Source organism: Pseudomonas sp. 15C (assembly GCF_055484735.1).
Window position 1 is genome coordinate 101,679 of record NZ_JBUDGD010000005.1, and the last position, 19,016, is coordinate 120,694.

Here is a 19,016-nt window from a genome sequence, read left to right on the forward strand (position 1 = left end):
TGCCAGAAAACCGGGGTTTATGCCTACAGACTGCAACGCCCCCGAACGACAGAACGCTGGTTATAATGCGCGGCGTTTTGTGCCAGGCAACGTCTGAATCGTTACCGCAGGTGGCAGGCTTTTTCCCCCGCCCCGCGCAGTAATCGTTCGATTTCACGGGTCAATGGGCTGCCTCTTGATCCAGGCAGCGGCAATTCTCTAGCCGCTCAACCAGACTCCGGGCCTTTATTTCCGTGCCCGCGAGCCTGCTTTCACACTATGTCAGGTGGTTTTATGGACAGCATCAACAGCCGCATTGCCGAGGAACTCGGTGTACGCCCACAACAGGTCGAAGCGGCCGTCGCGCTACTCGATGAAGGCTCTACCGTTCCCTTCATCGCCCGTTACCGGAAAGAAGTCACCGGCAGCCTCGATGACACCCAGTTGCGTCATCTGGAAGAGCGCCTGCGCTACCTGCGAGAACTCGACGAACGGCGCATCAGCATCCTCGCCAGCATCGAAGAGCAAGGCAAACTCACCCCGGCCCTTGAGCGCGACATCAAGCTCGCCGACACCAAGACCCGCCTCGAAGACTTGTACCTGCCGTACAAGCAGAAGCGCCGCACCAAGGGCCAGATTGCCCTCGAAGCCGGCCTCGGCGAACTGGCTGACGGCCTGTTCAACGACCCGACTCTGGCCCCCGAAGCCGAAGCCGCGCGCTTCGTCGATGCTGAAAAAGGCGTGGCGGACGTCAAGGCTGCGCTGGAAGGCGCCAAGTACATCCTCATGGAGCGCTTCGCCGAGGATGCCAGCCTGCTGGAAAAATTGCGTAACTACCTGAAACAGGAAGCCACCCTCAGTGCCCGCGTAATCGCCGGCAAGGAAGAGGAAGGCGCCAAGTTTCGCGATTACTTTGAACACGATGAACCGCTGAAAAGCATGCCGTCGCACCGCGCGCTGGCGATTTTCCGTGGCCGCAACGAAGGCATCCTCAGCTCTGCGTTGAAGGTCGGCGACGAACTGCCGGGCACCATGCACCCGTGCGAAGGCATGATCGCCCAGCAATTCGGCATCCAGAACCAGAACCGCGCGGCGGATAAATGGCTCGGCGAAGTGGTGCGCTGGACCTGGAAGGTCAAGCTCTACACTCATCTGGAAACCGACCTGCTCGGCGAGCTGCGCGATGGCGCCGAAACCGAAGCGATCAACGTGTTTGCGCACAACCTGCATGACTTGCTGTTGGCCGCACCGGCCGGCCCGCGCGCGACCCTGGGCCTCGACCCGGGCCTGCGTACCGGTTGCAAAGTGGCCGTGGTCGATTCGACCGGTAAGCTGCTCGATCACGCCACGGTTTACCCGCACGTGCCGCACAACAAATGGGACCAGACCATCGCCATTCTGGCCGCGCTGTGCGCCAAGCATTCGGTGGACCTGATCGCCATCGGCAACGGCACCGCCAGCCGCGAGACTGACAAGCTGGCGATCGAGCTGATCAAGAAATATCCAGCGATGAAGATGACCAAGGTCATGGTGTCCGAAGCGGGCGCATCGGTTTATTCGGCATCGGAACTGGCGGCCAAGGAGTTCCCCGATCTCGACGTGTCGATCCGTGGCGCAGTGTCGATTGCTCGTCGCTTGCAGGATCCGCTGGCGGAGCTGGTGAAGATCGATCCGAAGTCCATCGGTGTCGGCCAGTACCAGCACGACGTATCGCAGCTGAAGCTGGCGCGGGGTCTGGACGCAGTGGTCGAGGATTGCGTGAACGCCGTCGGCGTTGACGTCAACACCGCGTCGGTGGCGCTGCTGGCGCGCATCTCCGGCCTCAACGCGACACTGGCACAAAACATCGTCGCGCACCGCGACGAACACGGTGCGTTCAAGACCCGTGCGGCGCTGAAGAAAGTCGCGCGTCTGGGCGAGAAAACCTTCGAACAGGCCGCCGGCTTCCTGCGCGTGATGAACGGCGACAATCCGCTGGATTCGTCCGCGGTGCACCCGGAAGCGTATCCGCTGGTACAGCGTATCGCCGCCGAAACCGACCGTGACATTCGCTCGCTGATCGGCGATGCCGCGTTCCTCAAGCGTCTCGATCCAAAGAAATTCACCGACGAAACTTTCGGTCTGCCCACCGTGACCGACATCCTTCAGGAACTGGAAAAACCCGGCCGCGATCCGCGTCCAGAATTCAAGACCGCCGAATTCCAGGAAGGCGTCGAAGATCTCAAGGACCTGCAACTGGGCATGATCCTCGAAGGCGTGGTGACCAACGTGACCGCGTTCGGCGCATTCGTTGACATCGGTGTGCACCAGGATGGTCTGGTGCATATTTCGGCGCTGTCGGAAAAATTCATCAAGGATCCGCGCGAAGCGGTGAAGGCCGGTGACGTGGTGAAAGTGAAGGTCATGGAAGTCGACATCCCACGCAAACGCGTGGGCCTATCGATGCGCATGGGCGACACGCCGGGCGAGAAAATCGACGGCGCCCGTGGCTCGCGTCCGGGCTCGGCGCAACGCCAGCCGTCGAACAACGCGGCACGCAAGGAAACCGTCACCGCAGCGCCGGTGAACAATGCGATGGCCTCGCTGTTCGCCAACGCCAAACAGTTGAAGAAACGCTGATGGAGCTGCCGGCCGGGCTTGTCGAGAGCGCCTTTTTCAAGCTGTTGGGCTGCCGCCTGCACAGTCTGGAAACCGGGGTGGCGCAAGTCGCCCTGGTGCTGGAGCCGCAGCTGCGCAATCGCGGCGGCAAACTGCACGGCGGCGCGCTGTTCAGCCTGGTCGACATCGCCATGGGGCTGGCCTGTTCCAGCACCCACGGTTTCGATCAGCAGAGCGCGACCATCGAATGCAAGATCAACTACATCCGCGCCGTTTCCGACGGCGAGGTGCTGTGCACGGCGCGGGTGATCCACCCGGGCCGGCGCACGCTGGTGGTCGAGGCCGAGGTGATGCAGGGCGACAAACTGGTCGCAAAAGCGCAAGGCACCTTCGCTGTCCTGTAGATGTTGGCCATCATTTTGAGTTAATTTCGGCGCAACGAACCCTGTGGGAGCGACGGTGCGGCGAGCAGGCTCGCTCCCACAAGGATTGTGCAGTTCCTGACTGACCGGCAAATGGCCTGCCACTACTAAACCAGGCGATAACGCCAGTTTCAACTTCACCCTTGTAGACCGTCCTGCCCACCCCCATATTGGGGCGACTGACGCGTGAAGGAATCCAAATTGAGCGAACTTCTCAACCGCCGCCTGGCTCTGCTCGGCGAGCGCGCTAACCTCTCTCTGCTCGAGCAGTGCCTGCACGGTATCGAACGTGAATGCCTGCGCGTGACCAGCGAAGGTCGCCTGGCGCAAACGCCGCACCCCGAAGCCTTGGGTTCCGCGCTGACCAACGAACAGATCACCACCGACTACTCCGAGTCGCTGCTGGAATTCATCACGCCCGCCCTGCCCGACCCGGCCGACACCCTGGCGAGCCTGGACAAGATTCATCGCTTTGCCTACAGCAAACTCGGCGACGAGTACCTGTGGAGTCCGTCGATGCCGTGCCCCTTGCCGGCCGAGGAAGATATCCCGATCGCCTATTACGGCACCTCCAATATCGGTCAGCTCAAATACGTCTACCGCAAGGGTCTGGCCCTGCGTTACGGCAAGACCATGCAATGCATCGCCGGGATTCACTACAACTTCTCGCTGCCGGAACAGCTCTGGCCGCTGCTGCGTGAAACCGAGGGCTTCGTCGGCACCGACCGCGATTTCCAGTCGGTTTCCTACATCGCGCTGATCCGTAATTTCCGTCGCTACAGCTGGCTGCTGATGTACCTGTTCGGTGCCTCGCCGGCGCTGGATGCGGGATTCCTGCGCGGTCGTTCGCATCAGCTCGAACAGCTCGACCCGGACACCTTGTACCTGCCGTACGCGACCAGCCTGCGCATGAGCGACCTCGGTTACCAGAGCAACGCCCAGGCCGGTCTGACGCCGTGCTACAACGATCTGGCGAGCTACACCGACAGCCTGCGCAAAGCCGTGGCCACGCCGTACGCGCCATACGTTGAAGTCGGCACGCACAAGGATGGCGAGTGGGTGCAGCTCAACACCAACATCCTGCAGATTGAAAACGAGTACTACTCGAACATCCGCCCGAAACGCGTGACTTATACCGGCGAGCGGCCGATCCAGGCCTTGATGGCACGCGGCATTCAATACGTTGAAGTGCGTTGCCTGGACATCAACCCGTTCCTGCCGATGGGCATCGACCTGACCGAGTCGCGCTTCCTCGACGCATTCCTGCTGTACTGCGCGTTGAACGACAGCCCGCTGCTGACCAACACTTCGTGCGGTAACGCGACCTCGAACTTCCTCAGTGTGGTCAAGGAAGGTCGGCGTCCGGGCCTGCAACTGCAGCGTGACGGCCAAGCGGTCGAGATGAAGACCTGGGCTGCCGAACTGCTCGAGCAAATCGCTCCGCTGGCGGCGCTGCTCGATCAGAGCCACGGCGGCGATGCGCACAGCAAGGCGCTGGATGCGCAACTGGCCAAGGTCAGCGATCCGTCCCTGACGCCGTCCGCGCAGGTGCTGGCGGCGATGGCCGAGCACAAGGAAAGCTTTGCGCAGTTCTCGCTGCGTCAGAGCCAGGCCCATGCGGAGTTCTTCCGCGGCGAGCCATTACCGGCGGATGAGCAGGCGAAGTTCGAGGAGGTGGCGCGCACTTCTTTGGCAGCGCAGGCTGAGCTGGAGCAGAACGAGGTGGGGGATTTTGATGTGTTTGTCGGTTCGTATCAGGCAAGTATCCTCGCAATCAGCAACTGAAGAGCCCCTTGAAGAGGCCCTCACCCTAACCCTCTCCCGGAGGGAGAGGGGACTGACCGCGGTGTTGGTGCGACGTACGTAAACCTGCAATACCGCGCCGAACCCAAGACTTGAAAAACATGAAGATCGGCTCCCTTTCCCCCTCGCCCCCCTGGGAGAGAGGGCTGGGGTGAGGGGGCAAAGATCTAACGTCGAACGAATAAATCCGAACCGCCCACAACCTCCTCGCGCTTAGATTTTTCCGCTCATAAGCTCATTCTAAAAAGTTATTTATTTCAAGATTCTTAGATCATTTAGTCTCCATCCACGCCGACGCTCGGTCGCCTGATATGGAGCTCTTCAATGAAACTGAATGTCCCGCTTCGCCTGCTCGCCGCTGCCACTCTGGCTGCCGCAAGCTTTCTGGCGCAGGCTGCCGACCTCACCGTTGCCTACCAGACCACCGTCGACCCGGCGAAAGTCGCCCAGGCCGACGGCACTTACGAAAAAGCCACCAACGCCGATATCGCCTGGCGCAAGTTCGACAACGGCGCCGACATCATCGCCGCCATCGCCTCCGGTGACGTGCAGATCGGTTACCTCGGTTCGAGTCCGCTGACCGCCGCGATCACCCGCAAAGTCCCGGTGCAAACATTCCTCATCGCCACGCAGATCGGCGCCGCCGAAGCACTGGTTGCGCGCGATGGCTCCGGCATCAAGACGCCGCAGGATCTGATCGGCAAGAAAATCGCCGTGCCGTTCGTCTCCACCGGGCACTACAGCCTGCTCGCCGCGCTGAAGCACTGGAACATCGACCCGTCGAAAGTCACCGTGCTCAACCTCGCCCCGCCCGCGATCATCGCCGCCTGGAAACGTGGTGACATCGACGCCACCTACGTCTGGGATCCGGCACTCGGCGTCGCCAAGGAGAACGGCAAAGTGCTGATCACCTCCGGCGAGCTGGCCAAATTCGGCGCGCCGACTTTCGATGCGTGGATCGTGCGCAAAGACTTCGCCGAGAAGCATCCGGAAATCGTCACCGCGTTCGCCAAGGTCACCCTCGACGCCTACGCCGATTACCGCAAGGATCCGCAAGCCTGGCTGGCAAATCAGTCCAACGTCGACAAGCTGGTCAAGCTGTCGGGCGCCAAGGCCAGCGACATTCCGTTGTTGCTGCAAGGCAACGTCTACCCGCTGGCGGCGGATCAGGTCAGCGACCTCGGCGCGCCGACCACCAAAGCCATCACCGACACCGCCGCGTTCCTCAAGGAGCAAGGCAAGGTCGAAGCTGTGCTGCCGGGCTACGCGCCGTACGTCAGCGCCAAATACATCACCAACTGATCGGGAGTAGACAGCGATGGCCTTGCTACAGCTGGAGCGCATCAGCGCACAGTACCCGGGCAGCCCTGAGCCGGTGCTGGCGGATATTTCTTTGACCCTGGGGCCCCAGCAGTTGCTGGTCGCCCTCGGCCCGTCCGGCAGTGGCAAGACTTCGCTGTTGAACCTGATTGCCGGTTTCGTCGAACCGAGTGCCGGACGCATTACCCTCGACGGCGTGCCGGTCAAAGGCCCGAGCGCCGAGCGTGGTGTGGTGTTTCAGGACGACGCCTTGCTGCCATGGCAGGACGTGCTGGCCAACGTTGCATTCGGTCTGGAACTGGCCGGTGTCGCCAGGGACAGACGCGAAAAAATCGCCCGTGAAATGCTCGCGCTGGTGGATCTCTCGGGGTTTGAAAACCGCCGTATCTGGCAACTTTCCGGCGGCCAGAAACAACGTGTCGGCCTCGCCCGCGCTCTTGCCGCCGATCCTCGCGTGTTGCTGATGGACGAGCCTTTCGGCGCTCTCGACGCGTTCACTCGCGAGCAGATGCAAGAGCTGCTGCTGCAAGTCTGGCAGCGCACAGCCAAGCCGGTTTTCCTGATTACCCATGACATTGAAGAAGCGGTGTTTCTCGCCACTGACCTGATTCTGCTGGCGCCGAATCCGGGGCAGATCGTTGAGCGCCTGCACCTGGATTTTGGTCAGCGTTATGCCGCTGGCGAGTCGGCCCGCGCGATCAAATCCGATCCGCGCTTTATCGAAACCCGCGAACACGTGCTGAGCAAAGTGTTCTCGCAACGCAGCGCCGAGCAACGGCAGGAGCGCGCATGAGCAGTTACGACGTTTCCGCGGCGGCGGTGAAAACATCCTCGGTGGTCACCCCGGTGCGCCGCAGCCTGAGTACACGCTGGATCAGTCTGCTGACGTTGTTCGCATTGCTGGCGATCTGGTGGGCGGTGACGGCCACTGGATTGATCGAACCGCTGTTCCTGCCACCACCGTCTGCGGTGTTGCAAAAAGGCTGGTTGCTGGCGACCACTGGCTACATGGATTCGACCCTGTGGCAACACTTGGGCGCGAGCCTGAACCGCATCGGTCTGGGCCTCGGCTTTGCCATTCTGACCGCCGTGCCGGTGGGCATCGCCATCGGCGCCAACCGCATCGCCCGTGGCGTGCTCGATCCGCTGATCGAGTTCTACCGCCCTATTCCGCCGCTGGCTTATCTGCCGCTGATCGTGATCTGGTGCGGCATCGGCGAGTTGTCGAAAGTGCTGCTGATCTACCTGGCGATTTTTGCGCCGATTGCCATCGCCACCGCGACCGGCGTGCGCACGGTTGATCCGGCGAAATTGCGCGCCGCGCAGTCGCTGGGGGCGACCCGTGCACAACTGATTCGCCATGTGATTTTACCCAGCGCCCTGCCGGACATTCTCACTGGGGTGCGCATTGGTTTGGGTGTCGGCTGGTCGACCCTGGTCGCCGCTGAATTGATCGCGGCGACCAGTGGCCTGGGCTTCATGGTGCAGTCGGCCGCACAGTTTCTGGTCACCGATGTGGTGGTGCTGGGGATTCTGGTCATTGCCCTGATCGCCTTCGCCATGGAAATGGGCCTGCGCGCCCTGCAGCGCAAGCTGGTGCCATGGCATGGTCAGGCGCACTGACAAATTCCCTGCGAATTCTCTGTAGGCCTTCGCCTGCAAAAGCTTGAACCCCGAATTGATGAGAACAACCATGAGCAGCCTCACCATCACCCCGTTAAGCTTGGCCCTCGGCGCGCAGATCAGAGGCGTCGACATCAGCCAGCCACTGAGCCTGGAACATCGCGATGCGATTGAGCAGGCGCTGCTCAAGTATCAAGTGCTGTTCTTCCGCAACCAGCCAATCGAACCGCCGCAACAGGGACGCTTCGCCGCGTATTTCGGCGACCTGCACATTCATCCGATCTACCCGAATGTGCCCGAACAGCCAGAAGTTCTGATCCTGGATACGGCCGTCACCGATGTACGCGACAACGCCATCTGGCACACCGACGTGACGTTCCTGCCGACCCCGGCGATGGGCGCGGTGCTCAGCGCCAAGTTGCTGCCGGAGTTTGGTGGCGACACCTTGTGGGCCAGCGGCATTGCTGCGTATGAGGCGTTGTCGACGCCAATGAAAGGCTTGCTCGAAGGGCTGACCGCGACTCACGATTTCACGCGTTCGTTTCCGCGGGAACGCTACGGCAACACGCCCGAGGCGCTGGCACAGTGGGAAGAAGCGCGACGCAAGAATCCACCGCTGTCGCACCCGGTGATTCGTACGCATCCGGTCAGCGGCCGGCGCTCGCTGTTCGTCAACGAGGGCTTCACCTCGAAGATCAATGAACTGGCGGAGACCGAAAGCGAAGCGATTCTGAAGTTTCTGTTCGCCCACGCGACGCGGCCGGAGTTCACCATTCGCTGGCGCTGGCAGAAAGACGATATTGCGTTCTGGGACAACCGCGTGACCCAGCATTACGCGGTGGACGATTACCGCCCGGCACGGCGGGTGATGCAGCGGGCGACGGTGTTGGGGGATGTGCCGTTTTTTCGTTGAGCCCTGAACAGCAGAAAAGCCCCTCACCCTAACCCTCTCCCGAAGGGAGAGGGGACTGACCGAGGTGATTGTACGAGCTACATCGGCCTGAAATGTCGGGTTGGATTCAAGTATTGAAATCCATGAAGATCGGCTCCCTTTCCCCCTCGCCCCCCTGGGGGAGAGGGCTGGGGTGAGGGGGTTGGATCTTGCTGACCCAACCCAATCTTCATCACTCCGCCGTCGAGGGCTTCTCCCACAGATTGATCCCGCCCTCCTGGGCGAACCGGTCAATCTCCGCCAGTTCCTCAGCGCTGAAATTCAGATTCTTTAATGCGCCGACGTTCTCGATGATCTGCTCCGGCCGGCTCGCGCCGATCAGTGCCGAGGTCACCCGTGGATCACGCAGCGTCCACGCCAGCGCCAGTTGCGCCAAGCTCTGGCCGCGACGTTTGGCGATCTCGTTCAACGCCCGGACGTGAGCAATGTTGGCCTCGGACAGGTGCGAAGCCTGCAACGAACCGCCGCCCGGACGATTGACCCGCGCATCCGCCGGTACGCCGTTGAGGTATTTGTCGGTGAGCAGACCTTGCGCCAGCGGGGTGAAGGCAATCACGCCGGTGCCGAGTTCGTCGGTGGTGTCGAGCAGATCCTTTTCCACCCAGCGATTGAGCAGGTTGTACGCTGGTTGATGAATCAACAGGGGCACTTTCCACTCCTTCAACAGCGCGGCCATTTCGCGGGTTTTCACCCCGGAGTACGACGAGATGCCGATGTACAAAGCCTTGCCCTGCTGCACCGCCGTGGCAAGAGCGCTGGCGGTTTCTTCCAGTGGGGTGTCCGGGTCGAAGCGGTGCGAATAGAAGATATCCACATAATCCAGACCGAGGCGCTGCAGGCTCTGATCGAGGCTGGCCAACACGTATTTGCGCGAACCGCCGCCCTGCCCATACGGGCCGGGCCACATGTCCCAACCGGCCTTGCTGGAGATGATCAGCTCATCGCGGTACTGCTGAAAGTCTTCACGCAGCAGACGACCGAAATTGACTTCGGCACTGCCGTACGGCGGGCCGTAGTTGTTGGCGAGGTCGAAGTGGTTGATGCCCAGATCGAACGCAGTACGCAGCAGGGCGCGCTGGGTGTCGATCGGCGTGCTGTCGCCGAAGTTGTGCCACAGGCCCAGCGACAGCGCCGGCAGTACCAGACCGCTGCGCCCGACGCGGCGGTAAGGGATGGAGTCGTAGCGGTTTTCGGCAGCGGTGTAGGTCATCGAATGCTCTCTTGTCTGTCTTGTCTGAATTCTACAAGGTCGTGCAGACCTTTTCGCCAGCAGGCTGGCTCCCACAGGGGACCGCATTACCGCTGGAAAACCAACCCCTTCGAGCAGGCTGCTATCCAGTGTGGGAGCCAGCCTGCTGGCGATTGACCGCGAAGCGGTCACGCAAATCTGTTTTCCGGTGCGCCAGCCCCAGGTTCTGGCGCAACGTCCGGCCCTCATACTCCGTTCTGAACAGTCCACGCCATTGCAGTTCCGGAACCACAGCGTTGGCGAAGTCTTCGAGCCCGTCCGGCAGGTTTGGCACAAACTTCGACAAATCGAAGTTGCCCAGCATACGCCCAAGCAAGGCCACGCCCACCTCCGGTTCGACTAATTGCTGAAACGTTTCACACTTTTCCTGCGCTTTCGCTTCAGTCGGCCGACCACGATAAAAAACTCCAGGCACTGCCAGGTTATCGAGCGGGAAAACGCACCTGTCCTGCAGTTCTCGCTCAGCTCGACAATTCGCGCAAGGCAGCCGCAGCCAGGAACCCTGAACGCGAGTTGTAGCGCTGATCACGCCTGACTGTTTGATCGATACGCTCCAACAGTTGCTCAGGCAGTGTGGCGTTGAACCGCACTGACTTGCCAAAATACGGCGTGATATCAAAATCGACCACGCCCCAGATCCCCCCTGCGTAATCCGGATTATCAAGATGCGCATCAATGTCTTGTACCTGCGGCAGCGGCGCTCCGTCGGCAACCAGACCTTCATAGTGAAGCGCCAACGCCTCCCGAGTACTTTCAAAAGCCTCAGCAACCGTAGCGCCTGCGGAGAAGCAGCCGGGGACATCCGGGATAATCACTCCGTAGTCCGAGTCGGCATCCTTGTGCAGAACGACCGGGAATTTCATGTGGATGAGTCCTTCCTCTGACAGGCCAATCAAAGGGCCTTCGTTTTCAATGGTGAGCCTCATTTCAAGCCCGCCTGTTTCAATATGCTATTAATCGTCCCCTTGGGAAGATCTGAGTCAGGGTGCTTGATCGTCACCCTCCCCGGCTTAATCAGATGCTTGTATTGATGATGGCTGCCTTTCACCGCCACCAGATACCAACCATCGTTCTCGATCCTCCTGATCATTTCCCGACTTCGCATTTCCTTCGCCCTGTTCGACAGCTAGAGCTTCTTACAATAGGTGGCCCAGGCGGTTTTTATACACACGATACACACGCAGACAAATATTAGCTCACGGAGCAGGCGTGTGGGTATGGGGTGGATCATCGGTAGGTAAGGGCCGGCAAGCAAAACATGTCAACCGCCAGGCATTTTTAAACGAGTCGCAAAATGTGTCGCTAGAACAACCTTATGCGCAATAGCGAGGGCGCGATTGACTATGCTCAAGGTGACACCGCGAAGGCGCTCTTCCCGGCACGACATCTCCACCAGACAGAACCCGCCATGCACACCGCCATCATGATTTTCTTCGGCTTGGTCCTGCTCGCGCTGATGCTCTACATCGGTGAGCGCATCGGCTTCAGTCGGCAGACCATGACATACGGCTTCGCCGCGCTGTGGCTGGCGTTGACGTTGATCAATGGCGCGGTGGGGGTGGTGCATGCCAGCCAGTCCGTTGGTTCGGAAATAGCGGTTGGCAGTGCGGTGTTCGGCGTGCCAATGGCGGCGATGGTGTTGTTCATGGTGCTGAGCGCCGAGTCCTGAACAGACCCGACGCTCAGCCGCCGATCAACGCACCAGGTGCAGGAACTGCATGTGCCGTTCGTACTGGTCGAGGATGTCGTTGATGATCTGCTCTTTGGTGTAGCCGACCAGATCGTAGTCCTGACTGCCCTCGCTCAAATGCACTTCGGCGCGGTAATAGCGGCGGTTGTTGAGCTGTTTGGAGCCCATGCCACCGCGCGCAAATGACGGCGTGAAGTAACCGCGCATCTGCACTTGATAGATGAACGGATGCTGCTCGCCATGGCCGATTTCCAGGCTGACGCTGTCATGCGCCGGGTCTGGCTGGGTGACCACGTTCAGGCCTTTCTCGACGAACACTGCCGTGACTTCTTCAATCGCCGGGCGCACCGTAGTGTCCATGAAGCGATACACCTCGTCACGCGACGGGAAGTGCACTGCCTGGCTCAGGCGCTGGCGCCAGCCACCGGTGCCACGCCGCGAACCGGAAACCGGCGCCAGCGAATGCAACTGCGCAATCTGCTTCTGCGACTCCAGATAGAACGCCTTGTGCAGTCCCCACATCATCAGCAGCAGAATCAGCGAGAACGGCAACGACGTGAGCACCACCGCTGACTTCAGTGCATCGATGCTGCCGGAGAACAGCAGCGCACTGGTGATCAGCGCAGTCATCGCGCCCCAGAACACCCGCAGCCATTTCGGTCCGTCTTCGTCCGGGTTACCGCCCTTGGCCGACAGCGTCGAAAGCACGACAGTGCCGGAGTCCGCCGAGGTGACGAAGAACACGAAGCTGATGAACACCGTCACCGCGATCACGGTTTTGCTCCACGGATAGGTTTCCAGCAACAGATAAATGCTCATCGACGGGTTGTCGATGGCCGACATGCCCAGCGCGCTCATGCCATGGTTGAGCACTTGATCGAGGGCGCTGTTACCGAAAATCGACATCCACGCCAGGGTGAAACCGAGCGGAATCAACAGCACGCCGAAGACGAATTCGCGGATGGTGCGGCCACGGGAAATCCGTGCGATGAACAGGCCCACGAAAGGCGACCAGGCAATCCACCAGGCCCAGTAGAACACCGTCCAGCCGCCGAGCCAATCGCTCGGTTTGTCGTAGGCGTAGAGGTCGAAGCTCTTCATCGGCAGGGCGCCGAGATAGTCGCCAAGGTTCTGGATCAGGGTGTTGAGCAAGTGCTGGGTCGGCCCGGCGAACAACACGAATAGCAGCAGCGCACAGGCCAGCAGCATGTTGATGTCGGACATCACCCGCACGCCTTTATCGACACCGGAAACAGCAACGATGATCGCTGCGCCCATCATCAATGTGATCAGGCCGACCTGAATCCACTGGGTGTGAGCGATGCCGAAGAGATAGTCGAGACCGGAGTTGAGGTGCAGCACGCCAAAGCCCATGTCGGCACCCAGACCGAACACCGTGGCGATGATGCCGAAGCCATCGACCGCGTAACCGATCGGCCCGTTGATGCGTTTGCCGATCAGCGGATACAGCGCCGAGCGTAGCGCGAGCGGCAGGTTGTGACGGTAAGCGAAATAGGCCAGCGCCATGCCGACGAAGGCGAACACGCCCCATCCATGCAGACCCCAGTGCAGAAACAGAATCTGCATCGCCTGACGCGCCGCATCCGCGGTGCCCGCCTCGCCTTGCGGCGGCTGAATCATGTGCGTCAGTGGTTCGGACACGCAAAAGAAAAACAGCGTGATGCTGATCCCGGCGGCGAACAGCATGCCGGCCCAGGACAGATAACTGAATTCGGGCTCGTCGTGGTCGGCACCGAGTTTTATCTTGCCGTAGCCGGATAAGGCGGTGACCACAACGAAGATCAGATACACCGTCATCGCGAGCATGTAATACCAGCCGACCGTGTTGGCCGCCCAGTTCTGCGCTTGCAGCAGCCAGGCGCCGGCCTGCTCGGGCATGGCGATAACGACAAGGCCAAACAGCAGAATGACCGTCGCGGCGAAGTAGAACACCGGCGGATTCATCCGCACCAGACCGCTGGCGGGGGTAGACGATGCACTCATGAAACGTGCACCTCGAGGGGTTGAAACATGGCTGAAATGATCGGACTCAGCAAAGGCAAGCCTCCTGTTGTGAGCGGGCAGCGAACCACCGGTTTAACTTGAATGAACGTTCAAGTTAAACATGGATAGGGTGGTAAGGACTAATCGCAGGGCTGGGCGGTAGTTTTCATACAGCGGCCCGAGGAGGGGTATGACGCGGGATTCGGGGGATTCGTTCATTGCTCCGGTTGCAGAATCAAAAGCCCCTCACCCTAGCCCTCCCGAAACGTCGGACCGCCCAGAGGGAGAGGGGACTGATCGGGGGGTATTTGAGACTTACGGCGACCTGAAATGACTTTGACGAATCCATAATCAACTCGGTCTCTCAGGTCGATGGATAACCCAAAACACCTCCGTCGGCTCCCTCTCCCTTTGGGAGAGGGCTGGGGTGAGGGGAAAAGGATTCCACGTCCTTATTTCTGCGTCCCGTCATCATGCTGCAGATTCGCCTGCGTCAGATTCGCCCCCGCCGGCACACTGCGGGTCAGCCACACATTGCCGCCGATGGTCGAGCCCTTGCCGATGGTGATCCGTCCGAGAATCGTCGCCCCGGCGTAAATCACCACATCGTCCTCAACGATCGGATGGCGCGGATGGCCTTTCTGCAACTGGCCGTCCTCGTCCGCCGGAAAGCGCTTCGCCCCCAACGTCACGGCCTGATAAATCCGCACCCGCTCGCCAATGATCGCCGTCTCGCCAATCACCACACCCGTGCCATGATCGATAAAGAAACTGCGGCCGATCTGCGCGCCCGGATGGATATCGATACCGGTTGCCGAGTGGGCGATTTCCGCGCTGATCCGCGCCAACAGGGGCAAACCGGCGCGGTACAAATGATGCGCAAGGCGATGGTGAATCACCGCCAGAATCCCCGGATAGCAAATCAGCACTTCGTCGACACTGCGCGCGGCCGGATCACCGTGATAGGCCGCCAGCACATCGGTGTCGAGCAAAGTGCGCAAGCCAGGCAAAGCCAAGGCAAAATCCTGAACGATCTGAATCGCGCGGGGTTCGACCTCGCTGTCGTCCTGCGCACTGTGCCGCGCTACGTAACGCAATTCCAGACGGGTCTGCGTCAGCAAGGCATTCAGCGCGACGTCCAGAGTGTGGCCGACATAAAAGTCTTCACTTTCTTCACGCAGATCCACCGGGCCCAGGCGCATCGGGAACAGCGCGCCGCACAGTGCTTCAAGAATCTCCGCCATTGCTGCGCGCGAAGGCAACTCGCGACCACCCTGCTCACCGGAAGCCCGGCCATTCTGTGCCCGCCACTGATCGCGCGCGCTGCGCAACCGGCCGACGATGGTGTGCAATTGCCAATGACTGGAACGCTCGCTCACGGTAGAGACTCCTCACGGGCGGCCGGACTGTCTGGCCGCGTCAACGGCGCCCACTTTACGGCATGACCGCGAGAGCAAATTAAGAACCGATAGTGCTGACGTAAGTCCAGTTGGCTATAAGCGATTGGCGGTTGCCCCTGCAAAAGCGCGTGCCTATAGTCGTTTCATCTTCCTCCGCCAGTACGGACCCATGATCAAGAATCAGCTGGAACGCTTTAACCGTCTCGACCTGCTCGGCCATCCTACGCCACTGGAAAAACTTGAGCGTCTGTCCACATGGCTCGGCCGCGAGGTGTACATCAAACGCGATGACCTGACGCCGCTGGCCATGGGTGGCAACAAGCTGCGCAAACTCGAATACCTCGGCTCGGATGCTCTGGCACAAGGCGCCGACACGCTGATCACCGCCGGTGCGCTGCAATCGAACCACGTTCGCCAGACGGCTGCGCTGGCCGCCCGTCTAGGCCTCGGCTGTGTGGCACTGCTGGAAAATCCGCTGGGTACCGAGGACAGCAATTACATCGGCAATGGCAACCGCCTGCTGCTGGACCTGTTCGATGCCAAGGTCGAGCTGGTCGACAATCTCGACAACGCTGACGAACAACTGGCCGCCCTCGCCGTGCGTCTGCGCAGCAACGGCAAAAAGCCCTATCTGGTGCCGATCGGCGGTTCCAATGCACTGGGTGCGTTAGGTTACGTGCGCGCCGGGCTGGAACTGGCCGAACAGATCAAAGACACCGGACTTGAGTTCGCTGCCGTCGTATTGGCATCGGGCAGCGCTGGTACGCATAGCGGCCTGGCCCTGGCGCTGAGCGAGGCGTTGCCGCAACTGCCAGTGATTGGCGTGACCGTGTCGCGCAGCGAAGAAGATCAGCGGCCGAAAGTCCAGAGCCTGGCCGAGCGCACCGCGGACCTGCTCGGTGTCGAGCTGCCGGCCAGTTTCAAAGTCGAGCTGTGGGACGAGTATTTCGGCCCGCGCTATGGTGAGCCGAACGCCGGAACCTTGGCAGCGGTGAAACTGCTGGCGGGCCAGGAAGGTCTGTTGCTTGACCCGGTCTATACCGGCAAGGCCATGGCCGGGTTGCTCGATGGCATCGGGCGCCAGCGCTTTGATGACGGACCGATCATTTTCCTCCACACCGGCGGTGCGCCGGCGTTGTTTGCCTATAAGGATTTTCTGTAACTGATCGTTCCCACGCTCCGCATGGAAATACAGCCCGGGGCGCTCTGCGTTTTTTCCAGAGCTGGAGCGCGGAGCGCCCCTTGAGGCATTCCCACGCCGAGCGTGGGAACGACTTATATGCAGGAAAAGAATAACCAGTCAGATATTGAGTATTTTCAAGTCTATATCCGACATCCTATAGTCACGCCGCGGGCGAATTTCGGGCGAGACGCATAAGCTGCTTTGAGGCAGGATAGCGCTGTCGTCAAATTCCCGAATGTGCCTACATTCCTTAAGCGTCTTCCATAAGAAAACACAGGGGCTTGTCATGAATTTTTCCGCACTACGTCGCACTCTGCTGGTCGGTTCGCTGGGGCTTGCGCTGGGCGCCGGTCTGATCGGCCAGGCCGTGGCCGGTGAGCAACTGCAACAGATCAAGGACAAAGGCGTACTCAACGTCGGCCTGGAAGGCACTTATCCACCGTTCAGTTTCGTCGACGAGAGCGGCAAGCTGTCCGGTTTCGAAGTCGAACTCTCCGAAGCGCTGGCGCAAAAACTGGGTGTCAAAGCCAAGGTTCAGCCGACCAAATGGGATGGCATCCTCGCCGCGCTGGAATCCAAGCGTCTGGACATCGTAGTCAATCAGGTGACCATCTCCGACGAGCGCAAGAAGAAGTATGACTTCTCCAAACCGTATACCGTTTCCGGGATCCAGGCGCTGGTGCTGAAGAACAAGGAAGCAGCGCTGAACATCAAGACCGCTGCTGACCTGTCCGGCAAGAAAGTCGGTGTCGGCCTGGGCACCAACTATGAACAATGGGTTCGCGCCAACGTGCCAGGTGCTGACGTACGCACCTACGATGATGATCCGACCAAATTCGCCGACCTCAACAACGGCCGCACCGATGCGATCCTGATCGACCGTCTGGCCGCGCTGGAATATGCCAAGAAAGCCCCGAAAACCGTCGCCGCGGGTGAAGCGTTCTCGCGTCAGGAATCCGGGATTGCCCTGCGCAAAGGCGAGCCGGAACTGCTGGCTGCGGTGAACAAGGCCCTCGACGAACTGCGCGCCGACGGCACGCTGGAAAAGCTGTCGAAGAAATACTTCAACGCTGACGTCACTCAATAATGGAAGAAGCTTTCCAACTCGCCCTGGATTCCGCGCCCTTCCTGCTCAAGGGCGCGTATTACACGGTAGTCCTCAGCCTCGGCGGCATGTTTTTCGGCCTGCTGCTGGGCTTCGGTCTGGCGCTGATGCGCCTGTCGCGCTTCAAATCGGTCAGCTGGCTGGCACGCATCTACGTGTCGTTCTTTCGCGGCACGCCGTTGCTGGTGCAACTGTTCGTGATCTATTACGGCTTGCCGCAATTGGGTCTCGAGCTTGATCCGCTGCCAGCGGCACTGATCGGTTTCTCGCTGAACATGGCCGCCTACGCCTGTGAAATCCTCCGCGCCGCGATCGGTTCGATCGAACGTGGTCAGTGGGAAGCGGCTGCGAGCATCGGCATGACCCGCGCGCAGACCTTGCGCCGGGCCATCCTGCCGCAAGCGATGCGCACGGCGCTGCCGCCGCTGGGCAACAGCTTCATTTCGCTGGTCAAGGACACCGCGCTCGCCGCCACCATTCAGGTGCCGGAGCTGTTCCGCCAGGCGCAACTGATTACCGCCCGGACTTTTGAAGTCTTCACCATGTATCTTGCCGCCGCGCTGATCTACTGGATTCTGGCCACGGTGCTGTCGCACCTGCAGAACAAGTTGGAAGAGCGGGTCAATCGGCACGACCAGGAGTCCTGAGCCCATGATTGTCGTGGAAAAACTGACCAAGCAATTCAAGAGTCAGGTCGTACTTGACGGCATCGATCTGGAGGTCAAGGAAGGTGAGGTCGTGGCGATCATCGGCCCCAGCGGTTCGGGGAAAACCACGTTCCTGCGTTGCCTGAATTTCCTTGAACAACCCACCAGCGGCCGGATCAAGGTTGGCGACATCGAAATTGATACCAGCCGCCCGCTGAACCAGCAACAGAGCCTGGTGCGCAATCTGCGCCAGCACGTGGGTTTCGTGTTCCAGAACTTCAACCTGTTCCCCCATCGCACCGCGCTGGAAAATGTCATCGAAGGCCCGATCGTGGTCAAGAAGATCCCGCGCGACGAGGCTGTTGCGCTCGGCAAAAAACTCTTGGCCAAGGTCGGACTCGCCGGCAAAGAGGATGCTTACCCGCGTCGTCTCTCCGGTGGTCAGCAGCAGCGCGTCGCAATTGCCCGGGCCCTGGCGATGGAGCCGGAAGTGATTCTGTTCGATGAGCCGACCTCGGCGCTCGACCCGGAACTGGTCGGGGAGGTGCTGGCGACCATCCGCGGCCTCGCTGAAGAGAAACGCACCATGGTCATCGTCACGCACGAGATGGGTTTTGCTCGCGACGTGGCCAACCGTGTGGTGTTTTTCGACAAGGGCGTGATTGTCGAACAAGGTGAAGCCAAGGCATTGTTTGCCAATCCGAAAGAACAGCGCACACAACAGTTTCTCAGCAAGTTCCTGAATCACGCCTGAGTCTCTTTCAAGTGCGCATCGGCAACTTCCAGGGATGGAAGATGCCTTATCAAGATCTATATAAGCAATATCCAAAATACTTGGACGAGCGCATCTTCAAACATTGTGCAACAGTTGAATAGCGCTTGTAAGCTGAGCCCTTCCATTTGATCACGCCCCCATAAACCCAAGTAGAAACGGACCAGAAGCCGCGGAGCTCGTGGCCCGATTCGCCTCGACACCTAGGCTTTCGGCGTCCGCGCCGTAGGACCTTTCTGATTAACTTGTAATTCGCCGATTAACTAATT

17 protein-coding genes and 1 pseudogene are annotated in these 19,016 nt (G+C 60.2%); 12 read left to right on the top strand and 6 right to left on the bottom strand.

All coding sequences use genetic code 11. The annotated features are described in order from the left end of the window. Nucleotides 1–273 precede the first annotated feature (273 nt). The 7 genes from ACYYKW_RS05140 to tauD all read left to right on the top strand — a co-directional run bounded on the left by ACYYKW_RS05140 (nt 274) and on the right by tauD (nt 8,658). Nucleotides 274–2,598, top strand: coding sequence for a Tex family protein (locus ACYYKW_RS05140; RefSeq protein WP_464989568.1), 2,325 nt, complete (start codon nt 274–276; stop codon nt 2,596–2,598). Continuing rightward, on the top strand, nt 2,598–2,981 hold the full coding sequence (locus tag ACYYKW_RS05145) for a PaaI family thioesterase (RefSeq protein WP_093106213.1): 384 nt from the start codon (nt 2,598–2,600) through the stop codon (nt 2,979–2,981). The genes ACYYKW_RS05140 and ACYYKW_RS05145 overlap by 1 nt, the downstream gene beginning before the upstream one ends. A gap of 219 nt (nt 2,982–3,200) precedes the next feature. Then, entirely contained in the window at nt 3,201–4,784 is a 1,584-nt protein-coding gene (gene gshA, locus ACYYKW_RS05150; protein ID WP_464989569.1) for a glutamate--cysteine ligase, read from the top strand. 342 nt (nt 4,785–5,126) lie between these two features. Continuing rightward, on the top strand, nt 5,127–6,104 hold the full coding sequence (gene tauA, locus ACYYKW_RS05155; protein WP_464989570.1) for a taurine ABC transporter substrate-binding protein: 978 nt from the start codon (nt 5,127–5,129) through the stop codon (nt 6,102–6,104). Between the two features lie 16 nt (nt 6,105–6,120). Continuing rightward, nucleotides 6,121–6,915 (top strand): taurine ABC transporter ATP-binding subunit, encoded by a 795-nt coding sequence (gene tauB, locus ACYYKW_RS05160; protein WP_464989571.1) that lies wholly within the window; start codon nt 6,121–6,123, stop codon nt 6,913–6,915. Continuing rightward, a complete protein-coding gene (gene tauC, locus ACYYKW_RS05165) occupies nt 6,912–7,745 on the top strand; it encodes a taurine ABC transporter permease TauC (protein WP_464989572.1) in 834 nt (277 codons plus the stop codon). The genes tauB and tauC overlap by 4 nt, the downstream gene beginning before the upstream one ends. Before the next feature lie 70 nt (nt 7,746–7,815). After that, complete coding sequence (gene tauD, locus ACYYKW_RS05170; protein ID WP_464989573.1) at nt 7,816–8,658, top strand: taurine dioxygenase; 843 nt, start codon at nt 7,816–7,818, stop codon at nt 8,656–8,658. A gap of 211 nt (nt 8,659–8,869) precedes the next feature. On the opposite strand, the gene mgrA is transcribed toward tauD, so the two are convergent. The 4 genes and pseudogenes from mgrA to ACYYKW_RS05190 form a co-directional block, all read right to left on the bottom strand. After that, on the bottom strand, nt 8,870–9,907 hold the full coding sequence (mgrA, locus tag ACYYKW_RS05175; RefSeq protein ID WP_464989574.1) for an L-glyceraldehyde 3-phosphate reductase: 1,038 nt from the start codon (nt 9,905–9,907) through the stop codon (nt 8,870–8,872). 167 nt (nt 9,908–10,074) lie between these two features. Beyond that, a pseudogene (locus tag ACYYKW_RS05180) lies at nt 10,075–10,361 on the bottom strand (nitrilotriacetate monooxygenase); the annotation flags it as partial. Nucleotides 10,362–10,407: 46 nt separating this feature from the next. Further along, nucleotides 10,408–10,872 (bottom strand): type II toxin-antitoxin system HicB family antitoxin, encoded by a 465-nt coding sequence (locus ACYYKW_RS05185; RefSeq protein ID WP_464989575.1) that lies wholly within the window; start codon nt 10,870–10,872, stop codon nt 10,408–10,410. Then, nucleotides 10,869–11,051, bottom strand: a complete 183-nt coding sequence (locus ACYYKW_RS05190; protein ID WP_464989576.1) for a type II toxin-antitoxin system HicA family toxin — start codon at nt 11,049–11,051, stop codon at nt 10,869–10,871. The genes ACYYKW_RS05185 and ACYYKW_RS05190 overlap by 4 nt, the downstream gene beginning before the upstream one ends. 303 nt (nt 11,052–11,354) lie before the next feature. On the opposite strand from ACYYKW_RS05190, the gene ACYYKW_RS05195 reads away from it, so the two are divergent. Then, nucleotides 11,355–11,615 (top strand): hypothetical protein, encoded by a 261-nt coding sequence (locus ACYYKW_RS05195; RefSeq protein ID WP_464989577.1) that lies wholly within the window; start codon nt 11,355–11,357, stop codon nt 11,613–11,615. 24 nt (nt 11,616–11,639) lie between these two features. Here ACYYKW_RS05195 and betT read toward each other — a convergent pair whose 3' ends face one another. Then, entirely contained in the window at nt 11,640–13,601 is a 1,962-nt protein-coding gene (gene betT, locus ACYYKW_RS05200; protein ID WP_167359944.1) for a choline transporter BetT, read from the bottom strand. Nucleotides 13,602–14,092: 491 nt separating this feature from the next. Then, on the bottom strand, nt 14,093–15,019 hold the full coding sequence (epsC, locus tag ACYYKW_RS05205) for a serine O-acetyltransferase EpsC (protein WP_464989578.1): 927 nt from the start codon (nt 15,017–15,019) through the stop codon (nt 14,093–14,095). A gap of 190 nt (nt 15,020–15,209) precedes the next feature. On the opposite strand from epsC, the gene ACYYKW_RS05210 reads away from it, so the two are divergent. The 4 genes from ACYYKW_RS05210 (at nt 15,210) to tcyN (ending at nt 18,729) form a co-directional block, all read left to right on the top strand. Then, the gene (locus ACYYKW_RS05210; RefSeq protein WP_464989579.1) at nt 15,210–16,202 is read left to right on the top strand and encodes a D-cysteine desulfhydrase; all 993 of its coding nucleotides are present in this window, start codon (nt 15,210–15,212) and stop codon (nt 16,200–16,202) included. A 307-nt stretch (nt 16,203–16,509) separates the two neighbouring features. After that, nucleotides 16,510–17,310, top strand: coding sequence for a cystine ABC transporter substrate-binding protein (gene tcyJ / locus ACYYKW_RS05215; RefSeq protein WP_336356221.1), 801 nt, complete (start codon nt 16,510–16,512; stop codon nt 17,308–17,310). After that, nucleotides 17,310–17,975, top strand: a complete 666-nt coding sequence (gene tcyL, locus ACYYKW_RS05220; protein WP_093106265.1) for a cystine ABC transporter permease — start codon at nt 17,310–17,312, stop codon at nt 17,973–17,975. Before tcyJ ends, tcyL begins: the two co-directional genes overlap by 1 nt. Nucleotides 17,976–17,979: 4 nt before the next feature. Beyond that, nucleotides 17,980–18,729: an L-cystine ABC transporter ATP-binding protein TcyN gene (tcyN, locus tag ACYYKW_RS05225; RefSeq protein WP_090288255.1), complete on the top strand. Its 750-nt coding sequence runs from the start codon at nt 17,980–17,982 to the stop codon at nt 18,727–18,729. Nucleotides 18,730–19,016 lie beyond the last annotated feature (287 nt).

Bases quoted from the DNA above. Each gene is read 5' to 3' on its own strand.
- ACYYKW_RS05140 (WP_464989568.1), top strand. From the start codon at position 274: ATGGACAGCATCAACAGCCGCATTGCCGAGGAACTCGGTGTACGCCCA.
- ACYYKW_RS05145 (WP_093106213.1), top strand. From the start codon at position 2,598: ATGGAGCTGCCGGCCGGGCTTGTCGAGAGCGCCTTTTTCAAGCTGTTG.
- tauA (WP_464989570.1), top strand. From the start codon at position 5,127: ATGAAACTGAATGTCCCGCTTCGCCTGCTCGCCGCTGCCACTCTGGCT.
- tauB (WP_464989571.1), top strand. From the start codon at position 6,121: ATGGCCTTGCTACAGCTGGAGCGCATCAGCGCACAGTACCCGGGCAGC.
- tauC (WP_464989572.1), top strand. From the start codon at position 6,912: ATGAGCAGTTACGACGTTTCCGCGGCGGCGGTGAAAACATCCTCGGTG.
- tauD (WP_464989573.1), top strand. From the start codon at position 7,816: ATGAGCAGCCTCACCATCACCCCGTTAAGCTTGGCCCTCGGCGCGCAG.
- mgrA (WP_464989574.1), bottom strand. From the start codon at position 9,907: ATGACCTACACCGCTGCCGAAAACCGCTACGACTCCATCCCTTACCGC.
- ACYYKW_RS05185 (WP_464989575.1), bottom strand. From the start codon at position 10,872: ATGAGGCTCACCATTGAAAACGAAGGCCCTTTGATTGGCCTGTCAGAG.
- ACYYKW_RS05190 (WP_464989576.1), bottom strand. From the start codon at position 11,051: ATGCGAAGTCGGGAAATGATCAGGAGGATCGAGAACGATGGTTGGTAT.
- ACYYKW_RS05195 (WP_464989577.1), top strand. From the start codon at position 11,355: ATGCACACCGCCATCATGATTTTCTTCGGCTTGGTCCTGCTCGCGCTG.
- betT (WP_167359944.1), bottom strand. From the start codon at position 13,601: ATGAATCCGCCGGTGTTCTACTTCGCCGCGACGGTCATTCTGCTGTTT.
- ACYYKW_RS05210 (WP_464989579.1), top strand. From the start codon at position 15,210: ATGATCAAGAATCAGCTGGAACGCTTTAACCGTCTCGACCTGCTCGGC.
- tcyJ (WP_336356221.1), top strand. From the start codon at position 16,510: ATGAATTTTTCCGCACTACGTCGCACTCTGCTGGTCGGTTCGCTGGGG.
- tcyL (WP_093106265.1), top strand. From the start codon at position 17,310: ATGGAAGAAGCTTTCCAACTCGCCCTGGATTCCGCGCCCTTCCTGCTC.
- tcyN (WP_090288255.1), top strand. From the start codon at position 17,980: ATGATTGTCGTGGAAAAACTGACCAAGCAATTCAAGAGTCAGGTCGTA.